Source organism: Aeromicrobium phragmitis, from assembly GCF_003674095.1.
GTDB lineage: Bacteria > Actinomycetota > Actinomycetes > Propionibacteriales > Nocardioidaceae > Aeromicrobium > Aeromicrobium phragmitis.
This window is the reverse complement of the sequence record NZ_RDBF01000001.1, coordinates 545,983-567,495: the sequence shown is the minus strand read 5'-3', so window position 1 is coordinate 567,495 and position 21,513 is coordinate 545,983. Positions and strand designations below refer to the sequence as shown.

Annotated in this window: 12 protein-coding genes; 9 read left to right on the top strand and 3 right to left on the bottom strand. The window is 70.4% G+C overall.

The window, feature by feature from the left end; translation table 11 throughout:
• Window positions 1-33 precede the first annotated feature (33 nt).
• The 8 genes from D9V41_RS02695 (at window position 34) to D9V41_RS02660 (ending at window position 7,462) form a co-directional block, all read left to right on the top strand.
• Window positions 34-987, top strand: coding sequence for an EamA family transporter (locus D9V41_RS02695; RefSeq protein ID WP_166375882.1), 954 nt, complete (start codon window positions 34-36; stop codon window positions 985-987).
• A 41-nt stretch (window positions 988-1,028) separates the two neighbouring features.
• Entirely contained in the window at window positions 1,029-1,409 is a 381-nt protein-coding gene (locus D9V41_RS02690) for a phage holin family protein (protein ID WP_121792957.1), read from the top strand.
• Window positions 1,410-1,412: 3 nt separating this feature from the next.
• Window positions 1,413-1,922, top strand: a complete 510-nt coding sequence (locus D9V41_RS02685) for a low molecular weight protein-tyrosine-phosphatase (RefSeq protein ID WP_121792956.1) — start codon at window positions 1,413-1,415, stop codon at window positions 1,920-1,922.
• Window positions 1,923-1,948: 26 nt separating this feature from the next.
• The gene (locus tag D9V41_RS02680; protein WP_121792955.1) at window positions 1,949-2,821 is read left to right on the top strand and encodes a fructosamine kinase family protein; all 873 of its coding nucleotides are present in this window, start codon (window positions 1,949-1,951) and stop codon (window positions 2,819-2,821) included.
• Window positions 2,822-2,906: 85 nt separating this feature from the next.
• Window positions 2,907-3,524: a phosphatase PAP2 family protein gene (locus tag D9V41_RS02675; RefSeq protein WP_121792954.1), complete on the top strand. Its 618-nt coding sequence runs from the start codon at window positions 2,907-2,909 to the stop codon at window positions 3,522-3,524.
• Window positions 3,525-3,579: 55 nt separating this feature from the next.
• Window positions 3,580-4,278: a response regulator transcription factor gene (locus D9V41_RS02670; protein ID WP_121792953.1), complete on the top strand. Its 699-nt coding sequence runs from the start codon at window positions 3,580-3,582 to the stop codon at window positions 4,276-4,278.
• A gap of 2 nt (window positions 4,279-4,280) precedes the next feature.
• Window positions 4,281-5,702, top strand: a complete 1,422-nt coding sequence (locus D9V41_RS02665; protein ID WP_121792952.1) for a sensor histidine kinase — start codon at window positions 4,281-4,283, stop codon at window positions 5,700-5,702.
• Between the two features lie 77 nt (window positions 5,703-5,779).
• Window positions 5,780-7,462 carry a S1C family serine protease gene (locus D9V41_RS02660; protein ID WP_121792951.1) on the top strand — a complete coding sequence of 561 codons (1,683 nt, stop codon included), beginning with the start codon at window positions 5,780-5,782 and terminating at the stop codon, window positions 7,460-7,462.
• A gap of 237 nt (window positions 7,463-7,699) precedes the next feature.
• Here D9V41_RS02660 and D9V41_RS02655 read toward each other — a convergent pair whose 3' ends face one another.
• Window positions 7,700-8,785 (bottom strand): NADH:flavin oxidoreductase/NADH oxidase, encoded by a 1,086-nt coding sequence (locus D9V41_RS02655; protein ID WP_121793039.1) that lies wholly within the window; start codon window positions 8,783-8,785, stop codon window positions 7,700-7,702.
• Between the two features lie 149 nt (window positions 8,786-8,934).
• Window positions 8,935-14,388: a DUF7507 domain-containing protein gene (locus D9V41_RS02650; protein ID WP_133434090.1), complete on the bottom strand. Its 5,454-nt coding sequence runs from the start codon at window positions 14,386-14,388 to the stop codon at window positions 8,935-8,937.
• Window positions 14,389-14,549: 161 nt separating this feature from the next.
• On the opposite strand from D9V41_RS02650, the gene D9V41_RS02645 reads away from it, so the two are divergent.
• Window positions 14,550-15,740, top strand: a complete 1,191-nt coding sequence (locus D9V41_RS02645; RefSeq protein ID WP_166375881.1) for an MFS transporter — start codon at window positions 14,550-14,552, stop codon at window positions 15,738-15,740.
• 51 nt (window positions 15,741-15,791) lie between these two features.
• Here D9V41_RS02645 and D9V41_RS02640 read toward each other — a convergent pair whose 3' ends face one another.
• Window positions 15,792-21,503, bottom strand: coding sequence for a DUF5979 domain-containing protein (locus D9V41_RS02640; RefSeq protein ID WP_121792948.1), 5,712 nt, complete (start codon window positions 21,501-21,503; stop codon window positions 15,792-15,794).
• Window positions 21,504-21,513: the final 10 nt, after the last annotated feature.

Here is a 21,513-nt window from a genome sequence, read left to right as displayed (position 1 = left end):
CACCCTAGTCCGGCCCTCTGCGACGATGGGCCGGTGAGTCGACCGGTGATCGGATACGCCCTGGTGGTGACGGCAGCCGTGATCTTCGGCGTCAACGCCGGGGTCTCGCGGGTGCCCGTCCAGGCGGGCCTCGGCATCGACAGCTATACCGCCTTCCGGCTCACCGGCGCCGCGCTGACGTTCTGGCTGCTCGCCGCGCTCGTGGACCGCACCGCCTTCCGGGTGCCGCGAGGCCGCGCGTTCGTGCTCGTCGTCGCCCTCGGAATCGCGGGCGTGCTCGGGGCGCAGGCGACCTACAACGTGACCGTCAACCGCTTGCCGCTCGGCGTCGCGCTGCTGCTGGAGTACCTCGCACCGGCGATCGTCGTGCTGTGGGTCCGATTCGTCCGCCGCGAACCGGTGCATCCGCGTCTCTACCCGGCGATCGTGGTCTCGCTCGTCGGCCTGGCGCTCGTCGGACAGGTGTGGCGCGGTCTGACGCTCGACGGCATCGGAGTCCTCGTCGGACTGCTCTCCGCCGCGTGCCTCGCCAGTTACTTCCTGCTCGGCGAGGCGCTCACCGCCCACGAGGGCGCGACCTCCAGCCCGCTGCAGACCGTGGTCTGGTCGTTCGGCATCGCGGCGGTGGCCGTGAACCTCTACGAACCGTTCTGGACCGCCTTCGACGTGCTCGGACAGGACACCGCTCTGCTGGGTCGGTTCGAGGACGTCACGGTCCCCGGCTGGCTGCCGATGGCCTACATCGTGCTGCTCGGCACCGTGGCACCGTTCTTCCTGTACCTCCTGGCGATGCAGTTCGTCCCGAGCACGCGCGCGTCCGTCGTCGCGATGCTGGAGCCGGTCGTCGCGCTCGTGGTGGGCTGGCTGTGGTTCACCGAGGTGCTGTCGACCGCGCAGACGATCGGGGTCGTCGTCGTGCTCACGGGCGTCGTCGTCGCGCAGAGCGCGCGGCTCGTGCGCGGGGAGAACGTCCCCGCCGCGCCCTGACGGTACGGGCACCGCAGCCGTCGGCCTGCGACAATGGCCGCATGGAACGCTTCCTCTCCACGTGGTTCGCGAGCAGTGTCGCGCTGGCCTTCGCCGCGCTGATCCTCGGCGACCACATGAACATCAGCGACCCGAACGAGTCCACGCTCAATCGCGTCCTCACCGTCGTCATCGTCGGCCTGGTCTTCACCATCGTCACGTCCATCGTCGGCCCGGTGGTCAAGCTGCTGTCGCTGCCGTTCATCATCCTCACGCTCGGACTCATGCTCGTGGTGATCAACGCGCTCCTGCTGTTGCTCACCGAGTGGATCACCGACCAGTTCGACCTCGCGTTCTTCGTCGACGGCTTCTGGTGGGCCGTGCTCGCGTCGGTCGTCATCTCGGTCGCCCAGACCGTCGTGCGCGCCATCATCGGAGACTGATCCGTGAGCCGCGACCGCTATCGCATCGCCGTCGTGTGCTTGGGCAACATCTGCCGTTCGCCGATGGCGCACGTCGTGCTGGAGAAGAAGATCGCCGACGCCGGCCTCGACGACAGGGTCGAGGTCGTGTCGGCGGGCACCGGCGGCTGGCATACCGGCGATCCGATGGACCCGCGTGCGGCCACCGTGCTGAGCGACGCCGGGTACGACGCGTCCCGCCACGTCGCCCGCAAGTTCACGGCCGACTGGTACGCCGAGAACGACCTGCTGCTGGCGATGGACGACAGCAACTACGCCGACATGGCCGCGCTCGCGCCCACCGCCGAGGACACCGAGCGGCTACGGATGTTCCGCAGCTTCGATCCCGAGGCCTCCGCGGACGACCTCGAGGTGCCCGATCCGTGGTTCGGCGGCGACGAGGGGTTCCGGATGGTCATGGAGATGATCGATCGATCCACCGACGCCATCGTCGAGCAGCTCCCGGGGCTGCTCTCGGCTTCCCGGCGAGGCTGATCGACCCCTCCGGTAACGTCGTGACCATGGCTCGGATGGCAGGGACGGCGGCGCGTGCGGAGGCTCTCGTGGGAACCCCCGTCGTGTCCACCACCCCGGTCGCCGGCGGCGACATCTGCACCGCCACCCGGTTGCGGCTGACCGACGGTCGCAACGCCGTCATCAAGACGCGCCCGCAGGCGCCGGCCGGGATGTTCCGCCGCGAGGCCGAGGGGTTGCGCTGGCTGAGCGAGGCCGGGGGCGTCGCGGTGCCCGAGGTGCTCGGCGTCGACGACGAGTGCCTGGTGCTCGCCTGGGTCGAGCCCGGCAAGCCGACCCCCGAACTGGCCGAGCAGTTCGGCCGCGAGCTGGCCGCCACCCACCGCGCCGGCGCTCCGCACTTCGGTGCCGACCGCGACGGCTACGTCGGCCTCGCCCCGCTTCCCAACCGCCCCCTCCCCACGTGGGAGGAGTTCTATGCCTCCCGGCGCGTCATGCCGTACGTCCGCGCCGCCCTCGACCGCGGCGCGCTGACGCCGGAGGAAGCGTCGACGATCGAACGGGTGATGCGCCGCATCCACGCGTTCTCCGGCCCCGCCGAAGAACCCGCACGCCTCCACGGTGACCTGTGGTCGGGAAACGTGCTGTGGGGATCGGAGGGTCGGGTCTGGGTCATCGACCCGGCTGCCCACGGCGGCCACCGCGAGACGGATCTGGCCATGCTCGCACTGTTCGGCGCGCCGCATTTGCAGCGCGTCATCGAGGCGTACGACGAGGCGTGGCCGCTCGCCGAGGGATGGCGCGAGCGGGTCGCGCTGCACCAGCTGCACCCGCTGCTCGTGCACGCGGTGCTGTTCGGCGGCGGATACGGCGCCCGCGCGGCCGCCGCGGCACAGAGCCTCCTCGACGGCCGCTCCTGAACGACACGCGGCTCCTTCTGTGGAGTGACACCGGTACGCCCTCGGGCTGACGCGAAGCCGCTGGGCGCTGCCTAACGTGGGGTCGATGCAAGCGCTCATCGCGCGCGATCAGCGCGCCCTTCTCACCGCCGTAGCCGTCTTCGGCGTCACCCTGCTGGTGATGCCCTGGCCCGAGAGCCTGAGTGTCGTTGTCACTCGGTCACTGACCTCGACGTTCGCCGCGGTGCCCAGCGTCGAGTTGCTCTCCGAGGCAGCGCTCGTCGTTCTCGCGCTCGGAACCGCAGCGGCCGGTCTCCGTGCCTGGCGGGATGCCGCGCGGCCGCGCGTCGTACTCGGGAGCGCTGCCGCAGGCGTCGTCCTCGCCTACGCCCTCAGCGAGGCGAGCAAGGTGGTCGTCTCGCAAGACCGCCCGTGCCAACGGTGGGCGTTGCCGGGCAGCTGTCCCCCACCAGGAGACTGGTCGTTCCCGTCCCATCACGCCACCCTGGCCTTCGGGGCGGTGCTCTTCATCGCCATCGCCACGCGGCACGTCGTTGCGACATCGGTAGCCGTTGTCGTCGCGACCGTCGTCGCCGCGGGCCGGGTCATGCAAGGCGCTCACTACCTCCACGACGTGGCCGCCGGGGCGCTCCTGGGCCTGGCCGTACCGACGACACTCGCTGTGCTCGTCACCTTCGGCCTGAGTCGTCGACACCGGCCCTAGCGCCGCGGCGGGGTGTGCTCAGGGCACTCTCAGGGGTACGCGGCACACTAAGCACATGCGCATCCTGGTGGTCGACGACGACCGCGCCGTCCGCGAATCGCTGCGGCGTTCGTTGGAGTTCAACGGCTACGACGTCGAACTGGCCTCCGACGGCGCCGAGGCCCTCGCTCGCGTCCCCCAAGTCCAGCCCGACGCGATCGTCATGGACGTCATGATGCCCCGGCTCGACGGCCTCGAGGCGACGCGTGCCCTGCGATCAGCGGGCAACGACGTCGCGATCCTCGTGCTCACGGCGCGCGACGCGGTGACCGATCGCGTGGACGGGCTCGACGCTGGCGCCGACGACTATCTCACCAAGCCCTTCGCCCTCGAGGAGCTCCTGGCACGGCTGCGCGCCCTGCTGCGCCGCGCGACCCGAACCGGCGGAACCGAGGACGACGCACCCGAGCCCGCCCTCGAGTTCGCCGATCTCTCGCTCGATCCCGCCACCCGCGAGGTCCGCCGAGGTGACCGGCCGATCTCGCTGACCCGCACCGAGTTCGCGCTGCTCGAACTGTTCATGCGCCGACCCAAACGCGTGCTCGAGCGCTCGTTCATCCTCGAGGAGGTGTGGGGCTTCGACTTCCCCACGACGGCCAACTCGCTCGAGGTCTACGTCGGATACGTGCGGCGCAAGATCGAGGCGGAGGGAGAGCCCCGACTGCTGCACACCGTCCGCGGTGTCGGCTACGTCCTGCGGGAGACGCCGCCGTGAGCATGGCCCGTGATGCTGCCGACCGGCTGCTCGACTGGCTTCACGACGCGCTGAGTCCCATCACCTCGCGCCTCTCCCTCGCTGGGCGGGTCGCGATCCTGACCACCGTCTCGGTGGCGCTCGTGCTCACCAGCCTGAGCACGCTCCTGTACGTGACGGTGCGTTCGGAGTTCATCGGCTCCGTCGACGAGGCGCTCGTGAACCGGGCCAACGACGCGGTCGCCGCGGGACTGAGCGCCTCCGCGCTCTCGGACCCGGGCACGCAGCAGTTGCTCGACCTCATGGGCATCCGCACGGTCTTCGTCCGCAGCGGTGGCGGGTTCTTCCAGCAGGGCAACGACGGCATCCCCTACGGCATCGACGAGCTCGGAGTCGCCCTCGGCCAGGAGCAGCAGTCGGCCCGGACGGTGGAGCTCGGCGGCGAGCGCTACCGGGTGGTGGCGGTTCAGGCGGGCCCGGGAAGGGCGTTCGTGCTCGCTCAGTCGATGGAATCCACCCAGCAAGCACTGGACCGGCTCGCGGTCGTGTTGGTTCTCGCCTGCTTCGCCGGCATCGCCCTGGCCGGAGCCGCCGGGTGGGCGGTGGCGAGCAACGGCCTGCGACCCGTTCGACGGCTCACCGCTGCCACCGAACGCATCGCCTCGACCGGGGATCTGACGCCGATCGAGACGTGGGGGTCTCGCGACGACGAACTGGCCCGTCTGACCCGCTCGTTCAACGCGATGCTCCAGGCGCTCGATGCCTCCCAGTCACGCGAGCGCCAGCTCATCGCCGACGCCGGCCACGAGCTCCGCACCCCGCTCACCAGCCTGCGCACCAACATCGAGCTGCTGCGTCAGGCCACGGGCGATCCCGACCGGGAGTTGAGTCCGGAGTCGCAACGCGAACTCATGGACGACGTCCGTGCTCAGCTGGACGAACTCACGACACTCATCGGCGATCTCGTCGAACTCGCGCGGGACGAACCGCTCCATCGCGACCCCGAACCGCTCGATCTCGCCGAGGTCGTCAACCAGTCGGTCGCCCGCGTGCGGTTGCGAGCCCCGGAGCTGGCCTTCGACGTCGAACTCGACGACAGCCGCGTCGTCGGCGAAAGCCAGTCGCTTGAACGCGCCGTCACCAACCTGCTGGACAACGCGGCGAAGTGGAGCCCGGCCGGCGGCACCGTCGCGGTGCGGCTGAACTCAGGCGTCCTCACCATCGCCGACGAGGGTCCGGGCATCGCCGAGGAGGACCTCCCGCACGTCTTCCAGCGCTTCTACCGTTCGACGGCCGCGCGCTCGCTGCCGGGCTCGGGGTTGGGCTTGTCGATCGTGCAGCGCGCCGCCGACCGACACGGCGGATCGGTGGAGGTGGACTCGACCGTGGGCCGGGGCACCACGTTCACCCTGCGGCTACCGCTCGCGCCTGCCTCGGAAGGCTGACAGAGTGGAGCAGACCTTTTCGCTGCCTCACACCAGGCTTTCATGACCGTCTCAGCAACGGGGGAGAATGTAGGACCATGACCGATTCTCACGATCCCTACGCGGACCGTCCTTACGTTCCGCCCACGGGCCCGCGTGGGCCCCAGGACCCCGCCAGCCCGGCCACGCCGGCGCGTGGGGACGAGAATGCCGGCTCCCCCACCGGCCCCTCCGGCGACCAGCCGCCACGGCCCACCCCGCCCGCGGAACCGCACGGCGACCCGCTCGACCCGAACCGCCGCACCGAGCCCGCCGGCCCCGCGAGCGACCAGCCGCCACGGCCCACCCCGCCCGCGGAACCGCACGGCGACCCGCTCGACCCGAACCGCCGCACCGAGCCCACCGGCCCCGCGAGCGACCAGCCACCACAGCCCACCCCGCCCGCGGAACCGCACGGCGACCCGCTCGACCCGAACCGCCGCGACGACGACACCGCGCGCTTTTCCCACGAGCCCAGCGGCCCGGCGGTTCCACCGCGCGGACCGGACACCGCCCGCGAGGCGCATGTTCCGCAGGGCGAGCCGTTCGGCCCGGACAGCGAGCACACCACCGTCCTCGGTGCTCCGCCTCCCGGCTCCGATGCGACGTCGGCGAACGCGGGCGCGACCCCGCCGACTCGTCGTGGACGGCTCGTCGCCGCGGTCATCGGCATCGTTCTCCTCGCCGGTGCGTCCGGCGTGGGCGGTGCGGCCCTCTACGACGAATTCTCGAACGACTCGGGGCTCTCTCCCCGCAGCACGAACACCGGCACGTCGCTCGACGACCCGGCCTCCTCGGATCTGCCTGCAGGCACGGTCGAGCAGGTCGCCCAGAAACTGATGCCGTCCGTGGTGCAGATCAACTTCGCCGGCGGCGGCGAGGGCGGCTCGGGGACGGGCGTCATCATCAGCGAGGACGGCCAGATCCTCACCAACAACCACGTGGTCGAGGCGGCGGCCGAGGGCGGCACGCTCACGGTCGCCTTCAACGACGGCACCAACGCCGACGCGACGATCCTCGGTCGCGACCCCGCCACCGACATCGCAGTGATCCAGGCTGACGGCGTTTCCGACCTCACTCCGGCGGAGTTCGGCCGATCCAGCGACGTGCGGGTGGGTCAGGAAGTCGTGGCGATCGGCTCGCCGTTCGGCCTGGAGTCCACCGTCACCCAGGGCATCATCTCGGCACTGAACCGTCCCGTCTCACCGGGAACACAGAGCAGCGACACCGACACCATCACGACCTTCCCGGCGATCCAGACCGACGCCGCGATCAACCCGGGCAACTCCGGCGGCCCCCTCGTCGACCTCGAGGGACGCGTCATCGGCATCAACTCGGCGATCCGCTCCTCGGGCATCGAAGGCGGCTCGATCGGTCTCGGCTTCGCGATCCCGAGCGATCTGGCTCGCAACGTCGCCGCCCAGATTCTGGATGGTGAGACGGTCGAACACGCCCGGATCGGGATCACGGTGCAGAACGCCACCGGCGACGACCAGATCACCGGTATCGGAGCGCGGGTGGCGGACGTCGAGCCCGGTGGACCCGGCGATGACGCCGGTCTGCGCGAGGGCGACATCGTGACGAGCGTCGACGACCATCCGGTCGCCAGCAACCAGGCGCTGATCGCCACGATCCGCGGCTACCAGCCCGGGGACGAGGTGACGCTGACCATCCTGCGCGACGGCCAGCAAGAGCAGGTGCAGGTCACCCTCGGCTCCGACCAAGGAGACCTCGCCCGCTGACGGACGGGAGGACTCAGCAGGGGCCTAGCCGCGGCTCCATTGCTGCCTCGTCCCGGTTCCTGAGTAGCCGCGAGGAACGAGCGGCGTATCGAAGGGCGGCCGCTACTCGACCACCTATCCCGGCGATAGGTGGTCGAGTAGGAGGTCGCTCAGCGACCGACGTATCGAGACCAGGTTGCGTCACGTGGTCTCGATACGCTCCCTCGTCCCTCGGTCGCTACTCGACCACCTATGTGGTCAGCGCCAGGCTCCGCGCTGGTATTGGGGGGCGTAGGGCGCGTCCTTGCGCGCGATGCCGAGTTCGTGCGCGGCGCGCAGGGGCCAGCCCGGTTCCCGTAGCGCCGCCCGGGCCAGCAGAACGAGGTCCGCGTCCCCGTCGGCGACGATGCGCTCGGCCTGCTCCGGCTCGGTGATGAGGCCGACGGCCCCGGTCAGCATGCCGGAGCCGGACCGGACTTCGCGCGCCAACGGGACCTGATAGCCCGGGCCCACGGGGATCTGCGCCGGCAGGATCGCACCGGACGAGACGTCGACGACGTCGACGCCCTGCTCGGTCAACTCGGCGGTGAGCTTGGCGGTCTCCTCGATCGTCCAGCCGCCCTCGAGCCAGTCCGTGCCGGAGAACCGGATCGCCAGCGGCTTGTCCTCGGGCCACACCGCGCGGAGGGCGTCCACGACGTCCCGGACGAGGCGAGTGCGCCCGTCGTAGTCACCGCCGTACTCGTCCGAGCGCTGGTTGGACAGCGGAGACAGGAACTGGTGCAGCAAGTAGCCGTGAGCGGCGTGGATCTCAATCAGATCGAATCCCGCCTCGTCCGCGCGCCGGGCGGCATCGGCGAACGCGGCGGGCAGCGCGGCCACCTCTTGGGTGGTGAGGGCGCGCGGCGCGTCGTAACCGGGGAACGCGAGGGCCGACGGGGCGACGGTCTGCCAGCCGCCCTCGCTCGCCGGGACCGACCCGTCGCCCGCCTCGCTGAAGGGCGCGTAGGTCGAGGCCTTGCGACCGGCGTGCGCCAGCTGTATTCCGATGGGGGCGCCCTGGTCGTGAACGAAGTCGACGATGCGACGCCAGGCGTCGCGCTGGACGTCATTCCACAGGCCGGTGTCCTCCGGACTGATCCGTCCCTCGGGCACGACCGCCGTCGCCTCGGTGATCAAGAGCCCGAATCCGCCGATCGCGTGCGAGCCCAGGTGCACGAGATGCCAGTCGGTCGGTACGCCGTCCTGCTCGACGCAGGAGTACTGGCACATCGGCGCGAGCCAGATGCGATTACGGGCGGTCACGCCGCGCACGGTCAGCGGCTCGAACAAGGCAGAGGTCATGGTCAGCACAACGGCACGGCCGGTACAGGCATTCCGTCCGCACAGGACAGAGGGCCCGCCCCGCCACTCCCTCGGACGGAAACGGGCCCTCGCCCCCCTAGCCCACGGCGCGGGTTGCCTCGGGAGCTGTCCCGCGCCGTGGGGGTCTGTCAGCGCCGTGAGCGCTGGGTCATCAGTGCGCCACCGCCGAGCAGCGCGATGAGGCCGATGATGACGAGCCACAAGGCAACGTCTGGCGCACCGGCGTCGGGCAGCTCGGTCACGAGCACCCGGACCGAGTCCTCCGCGCTTGCCGCCTCGCCGTCGCCCGGCGGGATGCCGACAACCGTCGCGTGGTTGTCGACGTAGCCGCGAGCGCGGTCGGCCTCGGTAGGCGCGTACGTCGCCTCCGCGACGACCTTCTCGCCCGGTGCCAGGACCCCGGCCTCACCCGGCCAGTCCCGGTAGGTGACGTCGGACAGGCCGCGCAGCCCGTCGCGCACCTCCACCCCGGACAACGTGACCGTTCCGGTGTTCTCGACGTCGAAGGTGTACCGGATCTGATCGCCCTCGACCGTGCCGGACTTCTCGATCGCGAGGCCGGTCAGCCCGGGAAGCGTGGTGCGCTCCTCGTCCGCCCCGTCCACCGGATCACCCTGGGGCGAGGTGCCAGAGGCCACGGCGTGGTTCACCAGCTCCCCGCGATCCAGGTCCGCCTGGGTCAGCGTGTACGTCGCCGTCGCCGTCGCGACCGCGCCGGGCGCGAGCACGCCCGCCTCGGCCGGCCAGGCGTACTCGATCTCCGACAGGCCCTCGAGCTCGTCGGCGATCGACACGTCCGTCAGCGTGACGTTGCCCGTGTTGGTCGCCTCGAAGCGGTAGGTGACGGTGTCACCGGCCTTCGACGCGGCGCCCTGCTCGAGGGTGGCCGACTTCTGCAGCGCGATCGCCGGGCCGGCCTCGACCGGAACCGTGACGTCGTCCGCGTCCTCGACCTCCTCGGTGACCGCGCCGAGGCGCGACAGCGCCGAAGCGGTCGCGGTGTTGTCGACCTTGCCGGCGTCGACGTCCGCCTGGGTCAGCGCGTAGGACGCGGTCGCGGTGACCGACTCCCCATAAGCGAGCGTGCCCTCCTGCGACGGCCAGGCGCCGAACGTGATGTCCGACAGACCCTCGAGCTCGTCAGCGACGGTGACGTCGGTCAACGTGACGTTGCCGGAGTTGGTCAGCGTGAACGTGAAGTTCACCGCGTCGCCGGCCTTGCCCTCGCCGCCCTCGGCCAGCACGCCCGTCTTGACCAGGTCGAGCGACGGGAGCTGGGGCAGCGTCACGTCGTGCTCGTCCTCATCGGTGACCGGCGGGTTGCCGCCGGGCGGGGTGCCCGTCACGCTCGCTGCATTCTCCAGCAGGCCTTCGTCGAGATCGAGGGCGGTGACCGGGTAGGTCGCGGTCGCCGTGGCCTTCTCACCGGGAGCGAGGACACCTGGCTCACCCGGCCACGTGTAGTCGAGCTCCGACACGCCCGGCTTCGGGTCGTCGACCGCGACGTCCGACAACGTCACGTTGCCGGTGTTGGTGACGGAGAAGCTGTACTCCACGATGTCGCCGGGCACCGCCGTGGCGCCGTCGGCGAGCCCGCCGGTCTTCTCCAGCTCGATCGCGGGAGCGGCAGCGACGTCGACCGGAGCATCCGCGACCGAGGTCACCCGCGCGCCCATCGGCGACAGTCCGGTGACGTTGGCGGTGTTGAGCACGCCGCCCGCGTCGACATCCGCCTGGGTCAGGTCGTACGTCGCCGACGCGTCCACCGACTCGCCCGGCTGCAACGTGCCGGCCCCCTCGGGCCAGGTGCCGAACTCGACCTCCGAGACACCCTCGAGCTCGTCGGTGAGCACGATGTCGGTCAGGGTGACGTTGCCGGTGTTCTCGATCTCGAAGTCGAAGTCGACCCTGTCACCGGCGCGTCCCTCGGCCTCGTCGGGCAGGTGACCGGTCTTGGTCAGCCCGATGAGCGGCTGCTGCGGAAGGTCGACGACATCCTCGGCGCTGTCCTCGATGTCGTCACCCGTGGGCGGCGTGGCCGTCACGGTCGCGTTGTTGACGACCTCACCGTCGTTCAGATCCGACTGCGTCAGCGCGTAGCTGGCGGTCGCCCTGACCGACTCGCCGGGCGCGAGGACGCCCTCGGCAGCGGGCCACTCGTAGGTCAGCTCCGAGACACCCTCGAGGGCGTCCTCGATGGCGACGTCACGCAGGGTCACGTTGCCGGTGTTGGTCGCCTGGAACTCGTAGGCGACGGCGTCGCCGGCCTGCGAGACCGCGCCCTGCGACAGGGAACCGGTCTTGCTGAGCTCGATGGCCGGTCCCGGCGTCACCGTGACCCGCGCGTCGTCGACGTCTCGCACGGGGTCGCCGGCAGGGGACTGCGCCGTCGCCGTCGCCACGTTGTCGACGCCGCCGGCATCCACGTCGGCCTGCGTCAGCGGGTAGGTCGCCGTCGCACTCACCGACTCGCCCTGAGCCAGCACGCCCTCGGCCGACGGCCAGGCGCCGAAGACGACGTCCGAGAGTCCCTCGAGCTCGTCGACCAGGGTGACTCCGGTCAGGGTCACGTTGCCCGTGTTGGTCAGGGTGAAGCCGTACTCCACGGTGTCGCCCGTTCGACCCTCCGCGCCGTCGCTGAGTGCGCCGTCCTTGACGAGGTCGATCGAGGCGAGCTGCGGGAGCGCGAGCTCGTGCTCGTCCTCGTCCAGCACCGCAGGTCCGCTCGGCGGAGTGCCGGTCGCGCTCGCGATGTTGGTGAGGTCGCCGCGATCGAGGTCCGCGGCCGTGAGCGTGTACGTCGCCGTCGCATCGACGGACTCGCCGGGCGCCAGGACACCCTCGTCACCCGGCCATGTGCCGTAGCTGAGGGCGGAGAGGCCCTCCATCGGATCGCTGATCGCGACGGCGTCGAGGGTGACGTTGCCGGTGTTGGTGACCCGGAACTCGTACTCGACCGTGTCGCCCGGCAGCGCCGTAGCGCCGTCGGCGAGTGCGCCGGTCTTGTCCAGCTCCAGCGCGGGTGCCGCCGGCACGTCGACTCGGGCGGTCGCGCCGTCGTTCACCGTCTCGTCGGTGGGCGCGGTGCCCGAGGCGGTGGCCGTGTTGTCCACGCCACCGGCATCCACGTCGGCCTGCGTGAGGGCGTAGGTGGCGGTCGCGGTGACCGACTCACCCGGCTCCAGGGTGCCGTCATCGCCCGGCCACGTGCCGAACGCGATGTCCGACAGGCCCTCCAGTTCGTCGCTGAGAGCGACGTCCGTGAGGGTCACGTTGCCCGTGTTGGTCAGCTCGAACGCGTACTCCACCCGGTCACCCGAGCGGCCCTGCGCGTCGACGCCGAGTTCGCCGGTCTTGACCAGATCGATCCGCGGCAGCTGCGGAACGTCGAGGACATCGGCGTCGCTGTTCTCCACGGGGTCGCCGACCGGCGGCGTGCCCGTCACCGTGACGGTGTTGTCGACCTGCCCGGCATTCACGTCGGACTGGGTCAGCGCGTACGTCGCAGTGGCCGTCACGGACTGACCCGGGGCCAGCCGTCCCTCGGCTCCCGGCCACGTGCCGAACGCGATGTCCGACAGACCCGGCAACGGATCGTCCAGCGTCACGCCGGTCAGCGTCACGTTGCCGGTGTTGGTCACGGTGAAGGTGTAATCCACCGCATCACCGGCGCGACCTTGTGCGGTGTCGGCCAGCGCGCCAGACTTCACCACGTCGATCGCGGGTCCATGGGAGATGGCGATGGTCTCTTCGTCGGTGTTCTCCACCGGATCGCCGTTGGGGCGTGCGGCCGTTGCCGTCACGGTGTTGTCGACCGTGCCGGCGTCGACGTCAGCCTGGGTGAGCCGATACGTCGCGGTGGCCGTCACCGACTGGCCCGGCTCGAGCGTGCCCGCAGCACCCGGCCACGCGCCGAACACGATGTCCGACAGACCGGGCAACGGATCGTCGAGCGCCACGCCGGTCAGCGTCACGTCGCCGGTGTTGGTGACCGTGAAGCCGTACTCCACGAGGTCGCCGGCGCGGCCCTCGGCCTCGGGGTCGAGCCGGCCGGTCTTGACGACGTCGATCGCGGCGAGTTGCGCCAACTCCACCTCGGCATCGTCGGTGTGCTCCACCCGCTGGCCCGTCGGCGAAACGCCGCTGGCCGTCGCCGTGTTACGCAGGTAGCCGCCGTTGACGTCGGCCTGGGCGACGGGCGCGGTGGCAGTCGCCGTGACCGATTGGCCGGGCTCGAGGGTGCCTTCCGCACCCGGCCACGCACCGAACACGATGTCGGAGAGACCCGGCAACGGATCGTCGAGCGCCACGTCGGTCAGCGGAAGGTTGCCGCTGTTGGTGATGGTGAAGTCGTACTCGACCGTGTCGCCGGCTCGTCCGGTGTCGCCGTCGGCGAGGGCACCGTTCTTCACGAGGGTGATCGCCGGCGCGAGTTCGGGAAGGACGACGTCGGCCGGGTCCTCGTCGCCCACGGGCGAGCCGGCCGGCGGTTGGCCGGTCGCGGTGGCGGTGTTATGGACGGTGCCGCGCTCCACGTCGGGCTCGGTCAGCTGGTACGTCGCACGTGCCATGACCGACTGGCCGGGGTCGAGCGTGCCCGCAGCACCCGGCCACGCGGCGAACTCGATCTGCGACAGGCCCGGGAGGGCGTCGGTGAGCGCGACGTCCGTGAGCCGGACGCTGCCGTTGTTGGTGATCGTGAAGTCGTAGTTCACGGTGTCGCCGGGCAAGCCCAGCGCGCCCTCCGCGAGCGAACCCTCCTTGGCGAGCTCGAGCGTCGCGCAGTTGGTGTTGACGATGTCGATCAGGGTGGACTGCAGTCCGGAGAAGCCGCCGACGTAGAAGTCGCTGCGCTCGTTCGGTCCGGAGACCTGACGGATGTGCTCGTAGAACGCCTCGAGTTGCTCACCGCTGAGGTTGTCGGTCAGGCCGATCGGGATGATGCGCGTGCCCTTGGCCTTCAACGCGTTGGCGCTCTGCACGGCGCGGGTGATGGTCTCGACATTCGTGGAGTTGCCGGGACCCTGGGCAGGGCTTCCGTACTGGGTCGGGTTGCCGTCGGTGAGGAACAGCAAGGCGCTGTACTGCTCCGCGGACGCGGTGACCGCGGCGAAGGCGCGGTCCCAGTTGGTTCCGCCCTCCGCGCGCTGCGGACGCTGGATGCCGTTGACCTTCTGCGCGATCGTCTGGGCACCCGCGGCGGTGCTCAAGGACGTCAGCGGCAGCGGCTGGTTGGCACCCGCGGTGGTGGCGGGCGCGTTCGAGGCGAAGGTGTGAAGCGCGATCCGGACGGGGTACCCGGTCAGGCGGGTCGCGAGTTCGCTGATCTCCTGCCGCATCTGCGCCAACTGCGGATCGGTGACCGAGTTGGACAGGTCGATGCTGATCGCCAGATCCAGTTCGCACTGACCCGGCAGCGGCGGATTCTGCGCCGGCGGCGTCGTGGACTCGACGGCGCCGGCGGCGGTGATGCCGCCCGTGATGGCGATGAGCATCGCCAGAACGAGGGCGATGGCGCGGCGGGGCCGACGCTGTGATGGACTCGGGGCTTGGGCGTGCTTCGGCCGTCCTGACGACGTCACGTACTGCTCTCCTTGCGAGGATGGGGGTGCCGCGGAGGGGGCGGTCGCGGGGCAGACGCGCGCGTCCGCCAACAGTCGATCCTGCGCCGAGCTGACAGCGTTTTCGGGCGGTCGCCGAGGACTTCACCCTGCTTTTCACCCCATGAGCGACAATGCTCACAATGAATCGGCGTTTACCCTGGTCGCTGCTGCTCGCGAGCCTGACCCTCAATGTCATGTACGCGGCGGTCGCCGGGGTCCTCGTTCCGGCACAGATCGCCACGGCATCTCCGGGCGACAAGGAGACGCACCTTGCGGTCGTGATGACCGCATCATCCGTGCTGACGATGATCGTGCATCCCTGGGTCGGAGCGCTGTCCGATCGCACCCGCTCACCGCTCGGACGGCGGACTCCGTGGATCGTGGGCGGGGCTCTCGCCTCGGCCGTCGCCCTCGTGGCCCTCGGCAGAGCCGAGTCCGTCGTGATGATCGCGCTGGGCTGGCTCGTCGTGCAGCCGCTGCTCAACGTGGTCGAGGCTCCGCTCGACGCCGTCGTCGCGGACCGGGTCCCCGCAGGGGAACGCCCTCGCGCCTCGGCCTTCTACGGCGGTGGCGCGGCGCTCGGCCTGGCCCTCGGAGCGGGCGCGGCCGGGCTCACGGTCGCGCACCTGTCCAGCACCTACGCGGTGCTGGCCGTGCTGCTGGTGATCGGCATGGCAGGGTTCGTCCTGGCCAACCGGGAACGGGTCACGCCGAGTGCGCCCCGTCGCTCCCGCCCGGCGCTCGCCGCGTGGCGTGACCGCGATTTCCGGCTCGTCCTACTCGGCCGTTTCGTGCTCGTCCTGGGGCACCAGCTCGTGATGGGCTACCTGCTGTATCTCGTGATGGACCGCACCGGCGGCGGACCCGAAGAAGCCGGGCGGGTCGTGACGCTGCTCGTCGGTGCGCACATCGCGGCCCTCGTCCTCGGAGCGGTCGTCGCCGGCCGCCGGGTCAAGGGGGCGCGGGTGCGATGGGTGCTCATCGCGACGGCGGTCATCGTGTCAGGGTTGCTGCTCGCCTTGCTTCTGCCCGGGCTGGCCGGGCTCGTCGCGTACGCCGTCGTCGCAGGCATCGGACGGGGGCTGTACCTGACGGCCGACCTCGCGTTGATGCTCGACGTGCTGCCGTCGCGCGAGGATCACGGACGCGACCTCGGCGTCCTCGGGCTCGCCACGATCGTGCCGCAAAGCCTGGCTCCCGCCATCGCGGGGCTCGTCCTGGCGCTGACCGGCAACGCCTACGACGCGCTCTTGGTGTGCGCGATCGTCGGCGTCGGGCTCTCGGCCGTCTTCATCGCCCGGATCATCCCTGCGGTCGAAACCACCCGCTGAGAACGCCGAATCCCACGGCGCGGGCATGATGCCCGCGCCGCGGGACGGTGATCAGCGGCGTGCCAGGCGGCGGGTCGTGATACCGCCGCCGAGGGCCACCAGCACCATGCCGGCCAGCAGGTACCACCAGGTGGGACCGCCGTTGTTCGGCAGGTCGCCGGAAGGGACGGCCGCGAAGGTGTTGGTCACCGTGATCGCGTTGTCCTCGTCGGCCGTCAGGACGGCCGGCTCGGCGATCGTGCCACCCTCGACCTGGACCTGGGCGGCGCCACCGGTCTCGGTCTCCTCGGCCCAGCAGTCCGCGCCGACCGGAAGGCCCTCCACCCGGATGGTCTCGCCGCCGGAGATCCGGTGCTCCTCGGCATCGACGATGACCGTCGGTTCACCGCGGCCCTGATCGAGCACGCAGGTGACCGCCACGGTGAACTCCTTGTCGCCGACATGATCGCGACCGGCGCCGGCGAGCTCCTTGCTCACCGCGAGGTCGGTCAGGTCGAAGGTGTTCGTCGCGGTGATCGTCAGCTCCTGGAGCTCCTCGCCCTCGGCCACCACCGCGGCGTCCTCGTACGAGTCGTGGTCCACCACCGAGGTGGTCGCTCCACCCGTGACGGTCTCCTCGCCGAAGCAGTGCGTACCGAGCGGCAGTCGCAGCGGCTCCCCATCGGTGCCGAGGACGGTGATGGTGTCACCGCCACGCAGCGCGATCTCACCGGAGTAGACCGTCGTGCGCACACCCTCGACCTCGCGCTCGCAGCGCAGCAGCACCGTGAACTCGGCGTCGGTGGCGTATGCCTCGTCGGCGCCGTCGCCCGCCAGCTCCTTGTGCACCGCGATGGTGCCGGCGGAGAAGACGTTCGTCAGGCCCGCGACGACGACCTGGGCCTCACCGTCGACCTCGTCGGGGATCGTGACCGTGACCGGGTCCGGGACCTGATCGGCACCGCCCGCGTCGGTCTCGGTCACCACACAGTCCGCTCCCACGGGCAGTCCGTCGAGGACCTCGGACTCGAGCAGCGTGGTCGCGCCGTCGCCCTGCAAGGTGACGGTGTCGGTGAACACGTCCTCACGACCGTGGAACGAGCAGCGCACGTCGAAGCTGAAGGGGCCGCCTGCGAGGCTCGGGGCGCCCGGGCCCGCGAGCTCCTTGGCGATCTTCAACCCACCGCTGCGGAACTGGTTCTCGATCGCGATCGTGGCCGGCTGACCGCTCTCGGTCTCGGCAGTACCGGAGTAGACGACCTCGGTCGCACCGCCGGTCTCCGTCTCGACCGCCCGGCAGTCAGCGCCCGGCGGCACGTCGACCGTCACCCGGCCGTCGTCGACCGTGGTGTCGATCGTCACCGAGAGCGGGTCGAAGCCCTTCACCGGCTGGCCGTCGACCGAGCAGAACAGATCCGCCTCGAAGGTGGTCGGCGCGTAGCCCGCCGCGGTGCCGGTCACCGACTTGTCGAGGGTCAGCGACGCGGGGGCGTAGCTGTTCTCGATCTCCACCTGCGCGACCGAGGCCGAACCGAGACCCGGCTCGATCGTCACGCGGACGGGGTTCTCCTCCGTGGCGGAGGACTGTCCGCCGAGAGCGTCGGTCTCCCACACGCGGCAGTCGGCACCGGCGGGGATCGCGGTCACCGTGACGGGCTCGCCCGGCGTGACCTCGTAGTCCTCGTCGACGACGGTCGTGCGAGTTCCGCCGATCGGCTCGATCTCACAGGTCACGTGGACCGGGAACGCCCGCTCGTCGACCGGGAGGTCGTACGGGTTGTCCGTGATCAACTTGGTGATCTCGAGCGCACCGTACGCCGTGCCCACTCCCACCTTGATCGGCTCGGTCGGCGGCATGACGTTCAGGCCGTTGCCGCGCAGCGTCGTCTCGGCGTGCGCGAACGAGTTCCACGCGATCGTCGGATCGGCGACCTGCTCGACGTCCAGCGGCGTCGTCATCGCGTACGCCACCTCGATGCCCTGACCGGGGGCCAGCGGCTCGTCGAACGCGATGTCGAACTTCGAGGCGGTGACGTCCGGCCCGAACTGCGCCTCCCACGCCGACGCCGGGCACTCCGGTGCCGAGGAGCCGGCGCCGCCCATGCGCAGATCGTCCGTGCAGACGTCCGCGTCCTGCGTGTAGCTCGTGGTCATCGAGCCGGGGCCGTTGAGGACCGGCTCGGTGGCGAGCGTCGGGCGCTGGTCCCACTGCGTGCCGCGGTTCTGGTCGACCCAGACACCACGGTCACCCTTGGCGGGGAAGACGTCCACGATGCGCATGTTCGTTCCCGACTCCGTCCCCGCGTTGACGACGCGGAGCAGGTACTGGAACTGATCGCCGGGATCGACCAGCGCAATGCACGGGTGCGACGTGTACTGCACGCCGTTCGCGTCGGTAACCGTCGGGCAGGACGCATCGCCGACCGGAACACCCTGGCGTGCGCGGGTGTCGTACCAACCGCGCTCGGGGTTACCGGCGACCCACTTGCGGGCGGTGAACGCCGCACCGGCCTTGACGGTCACATGGGCGGTGTCGGTGCAGTACAGCCCCTCGCCGAACGATCCGTCGTTCTGCGACTCGCCGCCGCAGGTGAAGTTCGGGCCGTTGCCGGTGGCGCCCATGGTGTTGACAACGACCTCGCCGGCGGTCACGCCCGGCGCGAGCATGACCTGGATCTCGATCGTGAACGTCGTTCCCGGACGGAGCAGCCAGGGCTTGCCGTCCTCGTCGACCGAGAAGTCGAAGTCCGCCTGGTTGACCCGCTCGCCGTCACGGGTCAGCGTGAGGGCAGGCGTCGGGACGTCCTCGGTGCCCTCGGGCACCTGGACGTCGATGATCCGGAACGGCTGGCCGCCGTCGCCGACGAACGTCTCGTCGAGCTGAAGGCCGGCCGGCAACGCGTCCTTGACCACCAGATCGGTGATGTTCGACGTCCCGGTGTTGGTGACCTTCAGCCGGAACGGCGCGACCTCGCCCGGGGCGAGCGACGAGTTCGGCGTCTTCTCGACCGACAGCTGGGCGTCGCCTTCGCTCACCGTGACGGTGGCGCGGGTCGGGTCGACGGGACGGGGATCCTCGGGGTCCTGCAGACGCGTCACGTACTCGCCGTGCAGCTCGTTGATCAGATCGTCCGGCACCGCCACGTCGGCATCGCTGCGCAGCGTCTCGCGCAGGCCGAAGCGGAAGCTCACCTCGCCGCCACACTGGTTCGCGTCGGCGCACGGCGTCAGCCGGTACTCGCCGGAGGAGTGCGTGAACGTGGCGCGGATGCCCACGACGTCCTTGGCCGCGACACCGTCGGGCAGCACCGCCTTGTCACGCGGAGATCCTTCGACCCACGTGCCGTCGACGAGCGCGTCGATGGTGACCCGGTTGGCGCCGGCGGGGAACTTGACCGTGGCGAAGTCCACGAAGTTCACCGCATCGAAGAACTCCTCGTTCGCATCGATGAGGCGCAGCTGCGACATGCTCAGGTTGCCGCTGTTGCTGGCCTGGAGCCGGGCAGTCGAGTGCTGCGGAGCGAGACCGGGGATCGGCCGCGGCAGCACCGACGGCGTGATGCTCTTGGTGATCGTGGCGGCGTCACGGGTCTCCTTGGTGGAGATGCGCGGCGAGCAGGACGGCTGGGCACCGACGTACCCGTCGGCGGTCATGACGAAGCAGTTGTCGAGCGTGACGTCGTCGTCGACCCCGTCGCGCCGCTGCGTGACGATCGAGAGCGTGAACGACTGCGTCGGCAGCAATTCACCGGTCATCACCGCGCGCACGCCGATGGACCGCTCGACGACCTCGTCCGAGGCGCCGTCGTAGGCGACCCAGGCGGAGACCTGCGGATCGTAGATCTCGATCGCCGTGTCGGCAGCATTGCTGCCACTCACCCGGGCGTCGGTCAGCCGGAGCACCGAGAACGGGTTGCCGAGACCGCTCGGCGGGATGCCGCCAGCCTCGGGCGCGGGGTCGGTGATGACAGGGTCGACGAGCGGGATGTTGCCGTTGTTGGTGTACCGGAGCGTGAAGGGGACCGGCTGGCCCGGCGGGATCTCGGTCTGACCGACCGACTTGTTGCCTTCACCGCCGCTGCGCGGCTTCTCGACCGTGAGGTTGGCGCATCCGCTGCCGCTCGTGGTGCCGGTGCCGTCGGTGCGCCCGGCGGTGCCGCTGTAGCCGTAGCAGTTGACGACGAACGGGCTGGTTCCGTCGGCGAGATCGGCATCGGTCACGAGGTCGTTGAGGTGACCGGAGATGTCCAGGCCGGCGGTCGCGTCGGTCCGGATCGACGGCTCGCCGTCCTTTTCGCCGGTGTACGTCACGACGACGCCGGTGACCCGTGAGCCGTCCTTCGCCACGTCGATGACCTGGGTGGCCGGCGACGGATCGTAGTCGGTCGTGGTGGCGGGGGCGTTGTCGTAGGTGACCCGGACGGTCGCGTTGGTCGCGCCGTTGGGGAAGCGCAGGCGGATCGTGTCGACGTCGATCTTCGAGAACTCACCGTCGGGGTTGGCCGACGGCTCGGTGATGACGATCTCCTTCACAGGAAACGGCGAGCGCTGACGCACGTCGATCCGCGCCGAGGAGCGCGAGTTCTCACCGATCACGGCGTACTCGCCACGGTCGTGCTGGAAGTTCTTGTTGGCGTCGGGGAAGAACGTCTTCGAGGCGTCCAGGACCAGGACGTCGGGGAGGATGTCGTACCCAGCGCAGGCCGCAGCACCGACGACGGGCGTCCCGTCGCCCTCGACCGCGGTCGGCTCGACGCAGTTGTCAACGCGCACCCGGCCCTGCGGACGCAACGGCTCGCCACTGGAGCGGTACGTCTCGCGAAGCTGCAGGCCGAGGCGTACCTCGCCGCCGGTCGCGTCGTACGGAAGCGGTGCGCCCGCGGAGTTCGTGAACACGACGCGCACACCGGTGACGTCGCCGGCGCTCACTCCGCCGGGCAGGGCGAGCTGGCCGGTGGCCGTCACGGTTCCGGCGGGCACCCACGCGCCGCCGGTCAGGACCTCGAGACGCGCCTGATCGGCTCCTGCCGGGAACCGCGACAGCTCGACGTCGGTGAGGTCGAAGTGCTCGAACGTGGCCTCGGCCGCGTCGGTGATGGTCAGCTCGTCCACGCGAGCGGAGCTGGAGGAGGAGTTGCGCACGCCGAGCACCGCGGTGCTCTTCTCGTCGCTGCCCGCCACCGCGGAACCGTCGGTCCACGACTTGGTGGCGACCGGACGCACGACCTTCGGCACCTCGACGGTGATGTCGTTCGTCGACTCGGCCGGGTCGGCGTTGTCGGCGGTCACCGTCGCGGTGTTGGAGATCGTGGTGCCGTCGGCGATCGTCGTGTCGGTCGGCAGTCGCATCCCGACGGTGAAGTTCTGGGTCGCCCCCGCGGTCAGACCCGTCGCGCCCACCGGAGCCTGGAGCACCTGCTGGTAGACGATCGTCAGCGTGCGCGTGGCCTCGTCGAACGTCACGGTGCGGGTGGAGTTGCTCTGCGGCAGCGCCGTGATGTCGAGGCCCTCGGGCAGGACGTCGGTGAACGTGAAGTTCACGCAGTCGACCTCGAGGCTCGAGCACTGCACGACGAACGTGTAGCTGAACTCGTCGCCGGGGTGCAGCGGCTGTCCGCCGAAGTCGTTGCCCTTCGTCACGTTGACGAAGGCCTTGCCGGGTTCGTCGACCGGCTGCGCAGCGGCGGTAGCCACCACCGACGGGCCCATGACCGAGGTGATCAGGGCGGTGACGGCAGCCAGGACGAGGAGGACTGAACGCCTGAACGAGCGTTCTCTGGGCATGCGGGGTTCC